We start from the raw sequence: 12,514 nt of genomic DNA on the forward strand, positions 1-12,514 counted from the left end.
CCCACCGGGCGGCCGCCGCTTCGACGTCAGCTCAGGCGCACTCGTCGGTGGCGGTTGCCGTGGTGGCGGGGGCGGACGGCGTACGCGTCGGGCTGGGCGTGGGCGTGGGTGTCGAGGGTGCCGGCGTGCTGGTGCCCGTGGGCTTGGGGGCCGGTGCGGGCGGCGGCGTGATGGCCGCCTTGACCAGGGCGCGGATCTTGTCGTAGTTGGGACGTCCCGTGTTGATCCCGTTCTCGGGGGTCAGCGGCACGCTCGTGATGGTGGACTTCTGCACGCGCTCCATGAGGTCGACGAAGGCCATCAGGCTGTCGGACGGGATGTCGGTGTAGATGTTGTCCTTGGCGATCGCGGCCAGCTGGGCGTACTTCCCGAGCATCGCCGCGGGGTTGACCTGGCTGACCACGGCGCGGATGACGCACCGCTGGCGCTGCATCCGGTAGTAGTCGCTGTCGGTGGCCCGGGCCCGGGCGTACCACAGCGCCAGGTGCCCGTTCAGGGGCTGGACGCCGGCCTTGAACCAGCCCTCGTTGCCGACCACCTTCGAGGGGTCGACGTGGCTCTGGTAGCCGCCGATGGGCAGCCGACCGCTCGGACCGAGCTTCACGTTCATGGTGATGCCGCCCATGGCGTCGATGAGCTGCTCGAACCCGTGCAGGTCGACGACGACGGTGTGGTCGATCTTGAGGCCGAGGACCTCGCTGATGACCTCTCGCGTCTCGAAGCGGCCGGGGCTCGGCTGTCCCGGGTACGCGGTGGGGTGGTTCGCCTTGTAGGTGTCGGCCTCGGTCCAGATGGCGTTGAGCATGCACTCGTCGTTGGAGGCCTGGTGCAGGCACGTCGGGCGGCCGTACGCGCCGCTCGGGTAGACGTTGCGCAGCGGGCTGTCCGCCGGCAGCGGGACGCGCTCGAGGTTGCGGGGGAGCGAGATGAGGACGGTCCGCCCCGTCTTGGTGTCGATGCTCGCCACGATCATGGAGTCGGTGCGCGTGCCGGTGCGCCCGACCCCCGAGTCGGAGCCCAGGAGCAGCACGTTGACCCGAGGCGTCTCGGCCCAGGGGTCGTCGCCCGAGACGATCTTGGCGCCCTGTCCGGGCTGGACCGGGCCCGCCTGGAAGACGTCCTTGACGGTGTCCTTGGTGATGGTGGCGAGCTCGGCGACCTTGAAGGAGGAGCCCGCGACGAGGAACACCATGAGCGTCGTGAAGCCCGCGAGGACGCGGCTGCGGCCTCTGTCGAGACGGTTGGGCCGCGCCTGAACGGCTGTCAGGACGATGGAGCCGCACCAGAGGATGCCGCCGACGACGAGGACGACGGCTATCGCCTGCAGCAGGCCGGGTCGCGCGACGACGGACAGAGCGGTGGCGGTCAGACCGGTACGCCAGACGTACATGCCGCCGAGTGCCAGGGCCACCACCGAGAGCGCCACCAGGACCCACCCGACGACGCGGCTGCGGGTCTGGGTGAGCCCGGCCCCCGGGACGACGGTGCCGAGGGCTGTGAGACCGAGCGCGCGCCGGAAACCTGACTTGCGCGCGCGCCGTAACGCGTCGCGGGTCTGTGGCGAGGTGGTACCTCGCGTGCTCGGGTAGCTCATGGAGTCCTCTCTCGCGGTTCGCGCAGGAGCTGTCGGCACATTGTGCCCTGCGAACCTGAAGCGGACCTCATCGTGTCGTGGGTGGATCCTCCCTTAAGTCCGACCCCGGTTTGGGACGATCGCCGACATCCCGGTAGCCTGTGCTGGCCCGTGCATCCGAAGCCGCCTCGGCGGCCCGGTCCAGGGCACGGAGGCGTCGCATAGTGGCCTAGTGCGCCCGCCTGCTAAGCGGGTTGAGGATAAAACCTCTCGCGGGTTCAAATCCCGCCGCCTCCGCACCGTGGAAGTGTCGAACGCCCCCGAGCTCGCTCGGGGGCGTTCAGCATCTCTTCCGTCCAACGCGACTCGCGAAACGTGGCCTCTCGACGGTGGGGAGGCGGCCGGTCGTGGCCTCTCGACGGTGGGGAGGCGGCCGGTCGTGGCCTCTCGACGGTGTCAGGCGGGGGAGGCGCCGCCGGCCTTCTCGCCGGCCTTCTCGACGGCGTCCTCGCGGCGACCCCGGCGGCGCTGCGACAGGGGCAGCAGGACCCACAGGGCGATCCCGAGCAGCGCCAGCACGCCACCGATCCAGAAGGCCGTCGCGCTGTGGAGCAGCACGTCGAGCACCAGGACGACGCCGCCGATCATGCCGGAGCCGAGGAAGAACAGGCCCGTGCCGATGAGCGTGTCCGTGTGGCGCACCACGAAGTCCTTGAGCCCCTCGCGGAACAGCATGCGGTGCATGGCCACCGGGGTCATGAACAGCAGCGTGGCGATGGTCATGCACAGCAGCGTGACGACGTAGATGCTCCGCTGCAGCTGCGAGAGGCTCGTGAACCGTTGCTGGAACGGGATGGTCAGCAGGAAGGCGAAGAGGATCTGCACGCCCGTCTGGACGATGCGCAGCTCCTGCAGCTGCTCGTTGAAGTTGCGGTCGAGCCGCTGCGCCTCGCTCTCGTCGCGGGTGTATCCCTGCTCGTCCTCGCTCATGCCCCTCCTGTACCCGCTGCGTCTGTCCCGCTGCGCCACGCCCCACTGCACGTATGCGGCGTGCCGGGCGACACGGCATACGTCCTCGGGCCGGGGGCGGGGCCCTCGGACCGCCGGGACATGACGGAGGGCCCGGCACCGTGAGGTGCCGGGCCCTGCATCACGTCGTCCCCCGCCCGCGGGCCAGCAGGCCGGGGACCGACCTCTCAGCTGCCGCTGACGCGGGCCTTGAGACCGTCGAACTCGGCCCACAGCTCGGCCGGGAGCTGCTCGCCGAACTTGTCGAACCACTCCTGGATCAGGGGCAGCTCCTTCTCCCAGTCGGCGGCGTCGACCTTGAGGGCCTTGGCCACCTGCTCGCGCGTCATGCCGAGCCCGTCGACGTCGAGCGAGTCCCCGGTCGGCACGAACCCGATCGGGGTCTCGACGGCGTCGGCCTCGCCCTCGAGGCGCTCGACGACCCACTTGAGGACGCGGCTGTTCTCGCCGAATCCCGGCCAGAGGAACGAGCCGTCCTCCTCGTCGCGGCGGAACCAGTTGACCCCGAAGATGCGGGGCAGCTTGGTCGCGTCCGCGCTCTTGCCGATCTCGAGCCAGTGGTTCATGTAGTCGCCGGCGTGGTAGCCGATGAAGGGCAGCATCGCCATCGGGTCGCGCCGCACGACGCCGACCGCGCCGGTCGCCGCCGCCGTCGTCTCGGACGAGAGCGTCGCACCGATGAAGGTGCCGTGCGTCCAGTCCCGCGACTCGTAGACGAGCGGCACGGTCGTCTTGCGGCGGCCGCCGAAGAGGATCGCGTCGATCGGGACGCCGTCGGGGTTGTCGTACTCGGGCGCGATCATCGGGCACTGCTTGGCCGGGGTGCAGAAGCGGCTGTTGGGGTGAGCCGCCTTGGTGCCCGCCTCGCCGTCGGCGGGCGTCCAGTCGTTGCCCAGCCAGTCGGTCAGGTGCGCGGGCGGCTCGTCGGTCATGCCCTCCCACCACACGTCGCCGTCGTCGGTCAGGGCCACGTTGGTGAAGACCGAGTTGCCCCGCTCGATGGTGGCCATCGCGTTGGGGTTGGTGGACTCACCGGTGCCGGGAGCCACCCCGAAGAGGCCGAACTCGGGGTTGACGGCGTAGAGGCGGCCGTCCTCACCGAAGCGCATCCAGGCGATGTCGTCGCCGACCATCTCGGCCTTCCAGCCGGGGATCGTGGGCGTGATCATGGCGAGGTTCGTCTTGCCGCACGCGGAGGGGAACGCCGCAGCGACGTAGTGGACCCGGCCCTTCGGCGACGTCAGCTTGAGGATGAGCATGTGCTCGGCCATCCAGCCCTCGTCGCGAGCCACCGCCGAGGCGATGCGCAGGGCGTAGCACTTCTTGCCCAGCAGAGCGTTGCCGCCGTAGCCGGAGCCGTAGCTCCAGATCGTGCGCTCCTCGGGGAAGTGCACGATGTACTTGGTATCGGAGCACGGCCACGGGACGTCCGCCTGGCCCTCGGCGAGCGGTGCGCCGACCGAGTGGAGCGCCGGCACGAAGGCGGCGTTCGTCGCCTCGATCTTGTGGAGCACCTCGTCGCCGCAGCGGGCCATCACCAGCATGGAGACGACGACGTATGCGGAGTCCGTGATCTCGACTCCGAACATCGGCGCCTTGGCGTCGAGGTGGCCCATGACGAAGGGGATGACGTACATCGTCCGTCCCTGCATGGAGCCCCGGTAGAGCTCGGTCATCCGAGCCTTCATCTCGTCGGGCGCCATCCAGTTGTTGGTGGGGCCCGCGTCCTTCTCGTCGACGGAGCAGATGAAGGTGCGGTCCTCGACGCGCGCGACGTCGGTGGGGTCGCTGGCGCAGTAGAACGAGTTCGGCTTCTTGCTCTCGTCGAGCCGGACGAACGTGCCGGCGTCGACGAGCTGGTCGGTGAGCTCGGTCCACTCCTCACCGGAGCCGGTGATCCAGCGGATGTCGCGCGGCTGCGTCAGCTCGGCGACCTGCTCGACCCACGCGGCCAGGCCCGCGTGCGTCGTGTGTGTCTGTTTCTCGTGGGTCGTGGTCAACTCGGGGCCCATCCCTTCGCGCGCGGTGCCGCCCGGCACCACGTCGTGCCGGTGTGAAGCTGCTCGGCAGGAGGCTTCGAGGATGCCCAGGTCGGGCTCCACGTGTCCACATGCTGAGCAGATGACGTGATGGCTTCAAGGTACGCGTCGCCGCCACGGCCCATCCGCGTCAAGCGGAGGCGAACCGGTGAGACGGCTCACACCGGGGGCGGACCGCAAGGATTTCGACAACGGGCTGTCGGTTTCTTGCGGCCACTTGCAAGTCGCCTCATCGACCGCGCGTCCGGCGCTGCCGGCGAGGGGCCGATTTCGTGGTTGCCGACCCGAGCCGCTAAGGTAACTTTTCGTTCCTCCCGGTGACGGAACGAGCACCCGTAGCTCAACGGATAGAGCATCTGACTACGGATCAGAAGGTTAGGGGTTCGAATCCCTTCGGGTGCACTCTGTGTTGAGACAGAGAAGCAGGAAACAGCCCCGCGCCGCCTCGAGCGGCCGGGGCTGTCTGCGTTCCGGGCCGGATCTCCCCCGCAGGAGGTGATGAGGCCTCCGTCGCGCCCGCCGCATCGTGAAGGGGACGGAGGTCGGGCGCGAGCGGGCTCCCCGACGTGGCGAGGCCTCCCCGGCGGAAGGATCGACGCGATGGCAGACGTCAAGCTGGAGCGCAAGGAGGCCCTCTCCCGGCAGGAGGCGGCCCAGTGGCTCTCGGTGCTCTCGAAGGCGTTCGCCCGAGGTGGAGAGGTGACCCTGCCACTCGGCACGGGCACGGTCGAGCTGCGCCTGCCCGAACGGGTGCGGGCCGAGTTCGAGGTCGAGGTCAGCGGTGACGAGGTCGAGATCGAGCTCGAGTTCAAATGGTCCACGGCTCGGGCGGAAGACGACGGGGCGTCGTCGGTGACGGGCGCCGCCCCTGCACGCGAATGAACGGCAGCGCGCGCCAGGCGTGGTGGGCACGGCTGGCGCTCCTCCTCGTGGCGCTCGGAGTGCTCGGGCTCGCCGTGGCTGCGGCCTCCCGCGACTTCCGGCTGTTCCTCGTGGTGGCCGTGGCCGCCGTAGCGTTCGTGGTCGCCGGCTACTCGTTCCTGGCCTTCCGCGGCTGGCGACGCACCCTCAGCGCCGTGCTGCTCGTGGTGCTACCACTCGGGCTCGTGGTGCTCGTCGCGCTCAACCGCCTCGTGCTCCCGGTGCTGCTGTGCGTCGGCGTGTTCGCCCTCGCCGTGGCTGCGAGCCGCGTCGCCCTGACGCCCGAGGACGCCGATGACGGCATGCCCGAACGGGTCGTCCCCCCGCCGCGCCACCCCTTCGTCATCATGAACCCGCGCTCGGGCGGCGGGAAGGTCGCCCGCTTCGACCTGCGTGCCAAGGCCGAGGCCCTCGGCGCCGAGGTGGCCATGCTCGAGGGCCCCGAGATCATCGACGTCGCCGAGCTGGCGCGCCAGGCCGTGGCCCGGGGGGCCGACCTGCTCGGGGTGGCCGGGGGCGACGGCACGCAGGCCCTCGTCGCCGGCGTCGCCGCAGACCTCGACGTGCCCCTGATGGTCATCAGCGCCGGCACGCGGAACCACTTCGCCCTCGACCTCGGGCTCGACCGGGAGGACCCGTCGACGTGCCTCGCCGCGCTGGGCGAGGACGCCGTCGAGCTCCGCGTCGACCTCGGTGTCATCGCGGGCCGGACCTTCGTCAACAACGCCTCCTTCGGCGCCTATGCCGCGGCGGTGCAGAGCCCCGGCTACCGCGAGGACAAGGCCCGCACCACGCTGGAGGTGCTGCCCGACCTGCTCAGCGGGGCGAAGGGGCCGCAGCTGCGCCTCGACGTCGACGGCGTCGTGGTCGACCACCCGCAGGCGGTGCTCGTCAGCGACAACCCGTACGGCATGGGTGACCTGGCCGGCCTGGGTCGCCGCGCGCGGCTCGACTCCGGGCAGCTCGGCGTCGTGTCCGTCAGTGCCGCGAGCGCGCGCCAGGCGGTCGGCCTGCTGCGCGGCGCCACGCAGCACGGCCTCGTGTCCGTCACGGCCCCCGAGGCCGTCATCTCCTCGGAGGCCCCGGAGATCCCGGTCGGGATCGACGGCGAGTCGGTCATGGTCCCCACGCCGGTCCGCTGCAGCGTCCGACCCAGGGCCCTGCGCGTCCGCGTCCCGCGCGACCGTCCCGGGGTGCCGCCCCGTCGCCCGACTTGGAACTGGGCGCAGCTGTGGCGTCTCGCCTCGTTCTCGCGGCGAAGGGCACGCCGGTGATCTCGGTCCCGCCGCGGCTCCGACAAGCCGGCCGCGAGCTCGTCGAGCTCGACCGCGCCGTCTACGCTGCGGTCCACGCCACTCCCACGCCCCAGATCGACCACGCGCTGGCCCGCGTCTCACGCGCTGCCGACCGCTCCGTGCTCTGGATGGGGGTGGCGGCCGCCATGGCGGCGTCCGGAGGCCGTCGACGCCGGGCCGCGGTGCTCGGCATGATGGCCATCGGCGCCACCTCGGCCACCGTCAACCTGCTGGTCAAGCAGGGCCCGAAGCGCCGTCGCCCCTCCCTCGAGGGCTCGGTCCGCACGCATGGCGTGCGGATGCCGGGCTCGCACTCGTGGCCGTCGGGCCACACCGCCTCGGCGTTCGCGTTCTCCACTGCCGCCGGCGCTACGGCCCCCGAGCTGGAGACGGCGCTTCGCCTCGCGGCAACGGTCGTCGCCTACTCCCGCGTGCACACGGGAGTGCACTACCCCGGGGACGTCATGGCGGGGGCTCTCATCGGGGCCAGCATGGGATCGGCGAGCTACCACCTGTCCCGGGCGGTGCGGCGACGAGCCACGTCTCACGACGTCGACCCCGGGGCGGGCTGAGGGTCGGCTGGGAGCGGGCTCCGAGAGCGGTCCAGTTCATCCTCACGGGGTGACGCGGTACCGCCCGCAATCGCCCACGATGACTGCGTGTCCACCAACTCGCCCGCCCGGACCGGGGCAAGGGTCGTGCTGACGCTCCTGGCCGCCGGGCAGTTCCTGATGACCCTCGACAGCTCGGTCATGAACGTCTCGATGGCCGTGGTCGCCAACGACCTGGGCACCACGATCAGCGGCATCCAGACGGCCATCACGCTCTACACCCTCGTCATGGCCACGCTCATGATCACCGGCGGCAAGGTCGGGACCATCATCGGCCGGCGTCGGGCCTTCGGCGTCGGGCTGGTCATCTACGGAGCCGGCTCCCTCACCACGGCGCTCTCCCCGAACCTGACCGTCCTGCTGATCGGCTGGTCGCTGCTCGAGGGCATCGGCGCCGCGCTCATCATGCCGGCGATCGTCGCGCTCGTGGCCGCGAACTTCCCCCGTGAACGGCGCGCTGCCGCATACGGGCTCATCGCCGCGGCCGGCGCCATGGCGGTCGCTGCCGGGCCGCTCATCGGCGGCGCGGTGACGACGTACTTCTCGTGGCGCTACGTCTTCGCGGGCGAGGTCGTCATCGTGCTGGTCATCCTGGCCTTCCTGCGCAAGATGGCCGACGTGCCGCCGGTGCGGTCGCACATCGACTACGTCGGGTCCCTGCTGTCGGTGCTCGGCCTGGGGTCGCTCGTCCTCGGCGTGCTGCGCACGAGCGAGTGGGGCTGGGTGGTGCCCAAGCCAAGCGCTCCCACGCTCTTCGGCGCATCGCTGTCGATCTGGCTCATCCTGCTCGGCATGCTCGTGGTCCTGCTCTTCCTGCGCTGGGAGAGCCGGCTCGTCCGGCGAGGGAAGGAGCCGCTGCTTCGCCCCGTCATGCTGCGCAACCGCGAACTGACCGGCGGCCTGACGATGTTCTTCTCGCAGTACATGATCCAGGCCGGGACGTTCTTCGCGGTGCCGCTCTTCCTCTCGGTCGTGCTCGAGCTCGACGCGCTCCAGACCGGGCTGCGGATCCTCCCGCTCTCCTTCGCCCTGCTCGTCTCGGCAGCCGGTGTCCCGAAGATCTGGCCGACCGCCAACCCGCGCCGGGTGGTCCGAGTCGGCCTGGTGTCGGTGCTGGCCGGGGAGCTGGTCCTCGTGGGCGGCATGGACCCGGGCGCGTCCGCGGCGGTCGTGGCGATCCCCATGCTCCTCATCGGCCTCGGGCTGGGTGCGCTGGCCTCTCAGCTGGGCAGCGTCACCGTCTCGGCTGTGCCGGACTCGGAGAGCGCCGAGGTCGGCGGCCTGCAGAACACGGGCACCAACCTCGGCGCCTCCCTCGGCACCGCGCTCGTCGGCTCGGTGCTCCTGGCCACCCTGACCGCATCCGTCATCTCCGGCATCGAGGAGAACCCTGCCGTCCCCGAGTCGGTCAAGACCCAGGCCTCGACCCAGCTCGTCAGCGGTGTGCCCTTCATCTCCGACACCCAGCTGAGCCAGGGCCTCGCCGACGCCGGGGTCACCGGCGCTACGGCCGACGCGATCATGCAGGTCAACACGCAGGCTCGCCTCGACGCCCTCCGCAACGCCTTCGCCGTCACCGCCCTGCTGACCGCCGGCGCACTCTTCTTCACCGGCCGGATCCCGCGTCGGGCTCCCGGCAGCAAGAAGGACGAGGACGAGGACGAGGACGGTGAGGGCGTGGTGGCCGACCGGGAGGAGCACCGCGAGGAGGCAGAGCAGGGCGGCGAGAAGGACGGCGAGAAGGACGGCGCGACGACGGGTGTGACGGCGGGTGTGACGGCGGACGAGGCGGTGGATGGCGTGCCGGAGGCGCGCCCGGCGGCCGCGCCTGGGCCGGCGACACGGCATACGACCGAACCGCTTGCGCAGGCGGGGGAGCGGCGGTTGGGTGAGGGGAGACCGTCCGACGCCGCCCGGGAGTGACCGTGACCGCAGTGCAGACCCACCCCTCGACCGAGCTCGACCCGCGCCTGTCGCACACTCGCGGTGAGACCGAGCCGCCGCTGCTCGAGGAGACCATCGGCGACAACTTCGACGCCACCGCCGAACGCTTCGGCGAGCGTGAGGCGCTCGTCGACGTCGCGCAGGGCCGGCGGTGGACGTATGCCGCGTTGCGCGCCGACGTCGACCGGCTGGCTCGTGCGCTCCTGGCGTCCGGTGTGCGCAAGGGTGACCGCGTCGGCATCTGGGCGCCCAACTGCTCCGAGTGGACGCTCGTCCAGTACGCGACGGCCAAGATCGGCGCCATCCTCGTCAACATCAACCCGGCCTACCGGGCGCACGAGCTGCACTACGTCCTCGGGCAGGCGGGCATCTCGACCCTCATCGCGGCCGAGTCGTTCAAGACGAGCGACTACCGCGGGATGGTCGAGGAGGTCCGCGACGAGATCGACTCGCTCGAGCGGGTCGTCTACATCGGCACGCCCGACTGGGAGGCGCTCCTCGCGCGAGCCGACGAGGTCGGCGCGGACGAGCTCGCGCGCGTGCAGTCGAGCCTGTCCAACACCGAGCCCATCAATATCCAGTACACCTCGGGCACAACGGGATTCCCCAAGGGTGCGACTCTCAGCCACCGCAACATCCTCAACAACGGCTACATGGTCGGCGAGCTGTGCCGCTACACCGAGGCCGACCGCGTCTGCATCCCGGTGCCCTTCTACCACTGCTTCGGCATGGTGATGGGCAACCTCGCGTGCACCTCGCACGGCGCCTGCATGGTCATCCCTGCACCCGGCTTCGACCCCGCGGCGACGCTGCGCGCCGTGCAGCAGGAGAAGGTCACCTCGCTCTACGGCGTGCCCACCATGTTCATCGCCGAGTGGAACCTGCCCGACTTCGACTCCTACGACCTGTCGACCGTGCGCACCGGCATCATGGCCGGATCCCCTTGTCCCGCAGAGCTGATGAAGAAGCTCATCGCGTCCGGCATCGAGGAGATGACGATCTGCTACGGCATGACCGAGACCTCGCCGGTGTCGACGCAGAACCGCACCGACGACACCTTCGAGCAGAAGGTCGGCACCGTCGGTCGGGTCGGGCCGCACCTGGAGATCAAGATCGTCGACCCGGCCACCGGTGAGACGCTGCCGCGTGGCCAGGCGGGCGAGTTCATGACCAAGGGCTACTCGGTGATGCTCGGCTACTGGGAGCAGCCCGACAAGACGTCCGAGGCGATCGAGGACGGCTGGATGCACACGGGCGACCTCGGCGTCATGCACGAGGACGGCTACGTCGAGATCACCGGGCGCATCAAGGACATGGTGATCCGAGGCGGTGAGAACGTCTATCCGCGCGAGATCGAGGAGTTCCTCTACACGCACCCCGACATCCTCGACGCGCAGGTGATCGGGGTCCCGGACGAGAGGTACGGCGAGGAGCTGTGCGCCTGGATCCGGATGAAGGAGGGCGCCACCCCGCTGACGCCCGAGTCGCTCCGGGAGTTCTGCAGCGGCCAGCTCGCCCACTACAAGATCCCGCGCTACGTCGAGATCGTCGACGAGTTCCCGATGACCGTGACGGGCAAGATCCGCAAGGTCGAGATGCGCGAGACGACCGCGAAGAAGCTCGGCCTCGTCTGAGGAGGGTCGCGCCCGCCTCGACCGGCCTGGACCGGACGCCGCCTGGGACCCAGCACGGCGCGGGCGGTGCCGCCCTGCTCCCACGGCACAGTAGGTTTCCGGGGACGTGGTCGCCGGGACCGCGTGGATGCGTGAGGGGATGGCATGTCAGAGGCAGGCAAGGCGGTTCTGTGGATCGTGGTGGCGATCGCGGTCATCGCAGTGATCATCTGGTTGTTCGTCTCGGCAGGCCGACGCCGCGCCGCCGAGGCGCGACGCTTCGAGGCGAGCGAGCAGCGTGGCCGTGCCGCCACCCGGCGCGCCGACCTGCGGTCGCCGGGACGGGGCCACGACGTCGTGCCGGCCTCCCCGGCTTCCTCGGCTTCCCCGGCCCCGGCCGAGCAGCCGGCGCCTGCTGTCCCCGCGGCACCCGCGGCCCCGGCGCTCGGAGCTGCGGCCGTCGGCGCTGCAGCCTTCACCCAGGAGGACGACGACGAGGACCTGGCCGACGCCGCGAACCCCTTCGCCGCAACCGCAGCGACGGCAGTGGGTACGCGGAGTGCAGAGGAGCACCCCGAGGAGAGGTCCACGATCGTGAGCGACAAGCCCGCACCCCAGACCGCGGAGACCACGTCCAGCGGAGGCACCGGAAGCACCGTCTTCGACCCCGAGAGCGTGTCCGAGGGCCAGAGCACCGAGGCCACCGACAGCGTCCCGACGGCCGAAGCCTCCGGGGCAGACGGCTCGGCAGCCACCGACGGGCAGTCCGTCACGCCGCCGGCGGCCACCATCGACGAACCGCAGGAGGTGGACGTCCCCGCCCTCGCCGACCGCGACGAGTTCATCGCCGAGGGCGGGACCCCCGCCGGCGACCCGGGCGACCACCGCGGCCAGCCGTGGGCCACGACCCCCGGCCAGCACGACCCGGGCGACAGCGACGCGCCCGCCGACGAGGGCCTCGACGTCGACATGGCGCCCCACTCGCACGCCAGCGACGAGGTCGACGAGACGGCAGAGGCCGTCGACCCCGCGGGCGACGCGCCTCGGCGCGAGGAGGCCGAGCCGGCGCCTGACGCTGCCGCGGCAGCGTTCCCCGAGGAGCACGACCCCACCACCGACGAGCACGACACCGCCGGCGACGGCGCCACAGCCGGCCGGAGCGACACCGGGGAGCGTCAGGAAGCCCGCACCCGGCGTACGTCCAGCTTCGACGAGGTCGTCGACGGCGGCTTCGGCCTCGGCTCGGCCGCTCCGATCGGCGACGGGGCCCAGCCCCTCGGCCACGCCGTCAAGGCCCAACGGGACGGCAGGACGTTCCTGGCTCCCGGCGACGCCGGCTACGACGAGCTCGAGCCCGACGTGTGGTTCTACAACGAGGACGCCGCCCGTCGCGCGGGCTTCGACCGCCAGGGGGAGTGACCCTTCCCGAGGCGCCCGCGTCGCGGGAAACCGTGGCGCGGGCACCCAAGCGGCGCAAATAGACTTGCCC

At 71.0% G+C, this 12,514-nt stretch carries 9 protein-coding genes and 2 tRNA genes; 8 read left to right on the forward strand and 3 right to left on the reverse strand.

Features of this window, described 5'->3' with window-relative positions; translation table 11 throughout:
• Positions 1–31: 31 nt before the first annotated feature.
• Positions 32–1,594 (reverse strand): LCP family protein, encoded by a 1,563-nt coding sequence (locus tag ABD241_RS18205; protein ID WP_344066070.1) that lies wholly within the window; start codon positions 1,592–1,594, stop codon positions 32–34.
• 189 nt (positions 1,595–1,783) lie between these two features.
• Between ABD241_RS18205 and ABD241_RS18210 the strand changes: the two genes are divergently transcribed.
• Positions 1,784–1,870 (forward strand) — tRNA-Ser (locus tag ABD241_RS18210).
• A 159-nt stretch (positions 1,871–2,029) separates the two neighbouring features.
• Here the strand turns inward: ABD241_RS18210 and ABD241_RS18215 are convergent.
• Together ABD241_RS18215 and ABD241_RS18220 are read right to left on the reverse strand one after the other, a co-directional pair.
• The gene (locus ABD241_RS18215; protein ID WP_344066073.1) at positions 2,030–2,563 is read right to left on the reverse strand and encodes a DUF6328 family protein; all 534 of its coding nucleotides are present in this window, start codon (positions 2,561–2,563) and stop codon (positions 2,030–2,032) included.
• 206 nt (positions 2,564–2,769) lie between these two features.
• Positions 2,770–4,614, reverse strand: a complete 1,845-nt coding sequence (locus ABD241_RS18220; protein ID WP_344066974.1) for a phosphoenolpyruvate carboxykinase (GTP) — start codon at positions 4,612–4,614, stop codon at positions 2,770–2,772.
• A gap of 356 nt (positions 4,615–4,970) precedes the next feature.
• Here ABD241_RS18220 and ABD241_RS18225 point away from each other — a divergent pair.
• The 7 genes from ABD241_RS18225 (at position 4,971) to ABD241_RS18255 (ending at position 12,444) form a co-directional block, all read left to right on the forward strand.
• A tRNA-Arg gene (locus ABD241_RS18225) sits at positions 4,971–5,043 on the forward strand.
• Positions 5,044–5,241: 198 nt separating this feature from the next.
• A complete protein-coding gene (locus ABD241_RS18230; protein ID WP_344066076.1) occupies positions 5,242–5,523 on the forward strand; it encodes an amphi-Trp domain-containing protein in 282 nt (93 codons plus the stop codon).
• Positions 5,520–6,836, forward strand: coding sequence for a diacylglycerol/lipid kinase family protein (locus tag ABD241_RS18235; protein WP_344066079.1), 1,317 nt, complete (start codon positions 5,520–5,522; stop codon positions 6,834–6,836). The genes ABD241_RS18230 and ABD241_RS18235 overlap by 4 nt, the downstream gene beginning before the upstream one ends.
• Entirely contained in the window at positions 6,833–7,429 is a 597-nt protein-coding gene (locus ABD241_RS18240) for a phosphatase PAP2 family protein (protein ID WP_344066082.1), read from the forward strand. The genes ABD241_RS18235 and ABD241_RS18240 overlap by 4 nt, the downstream gene beginning before the upstream one ends.
• An 87-nt stretch (positions 7,430–7,516) precedes the next feature.
• A complete protein-coding gene (locus ABD241_RS18245; RefSeq protein ID WP_344066085.1) occupies positions 7,517–9,391 on the forward strand; it encodes an MFS transporter in 1,875 nt (624 codons plus the stop codon).
• Positions 9,392–9,393: 2 nt separating this feature from the next.
• Positions 9,394–11,046 (forward strand): AMP-binding protein, encoded by a 1,653-nt coding sequence (locus ABD241_RS18250; RefSeq protein WP_344066088.1) that lies wholly within the window; start codon positions 9,394–9,396, stop codon positions 11,044–11,046.
• A gap of 144 nt (positions 11,047–11,190) precedes the next feature.
• Positions 11,191–12,444 carry a sunset domain-containing protein gene (locus tag ABD241_RS18255; protein ID WP_344066091.1) on the forward strand — a complete coding sequence of 418 codons (1,254 nt, stop codon included), beginning with the start codon at positions 11,191–11,193 and terminating at the stop codon, positions 12,442–12,444.
• Positions 12,445–12,514 lie beyond the last annotated feature (70 nt).

The sequence above is a fragment of the Terrabacter lapilli genome (genome assembly GCF_039531305.1).
Lineage (GTDB): Bacteria > Actinomycetota > Actinomycetes > Actinomycetales > Dermatophilaceae > Terrabacter > Terrabacter lapilli.

Coding starts and splice junctions, on each gene's coding strand:
- ABD241_RS18230 (WP_344066076.1), top strand. CDS start 5,242: ATGGCAGACGTCAAGCTGGAGCGCAAGGAGGCCCTCTCCCGGCAGGAG.
- ABD241_RS18205 (WP_344066070.1), bottom strand. CDS start 1,594: ATGAGCTACCCGAGCACGCGAGGTACCACCTCGCCACAGACCCGCGAC.
- ABD241_RS18220 (WP_344066974.1), bottom strand. CDS start 4,614: ATGGGCCCCGAGTTGACCACGACCCACGAGAAACAGACACACACGACG.
- ABD241_RS18255 (WP_344066091.1), top strand. CDS start 11,191: ATGTCAGAGGCAGGCAAGGCGGTTCTGTGGATCGTGGTGGCGATCGCG.
- ABD241_RS18235 (WP_344066079.1), top strand. CDS start 5,520: ATGAACGGCAGCGCGCGCCAGGCGTGGTGGGCACGGCTGGCGCTCCTC.
- ABD241_RS18215 (WP_344066073.1), bottom strand. CDS start 2,563: ATGAGCGAGGACGAGCAGGGATACACCCGCGACGAGAGCGAGGCGCAG.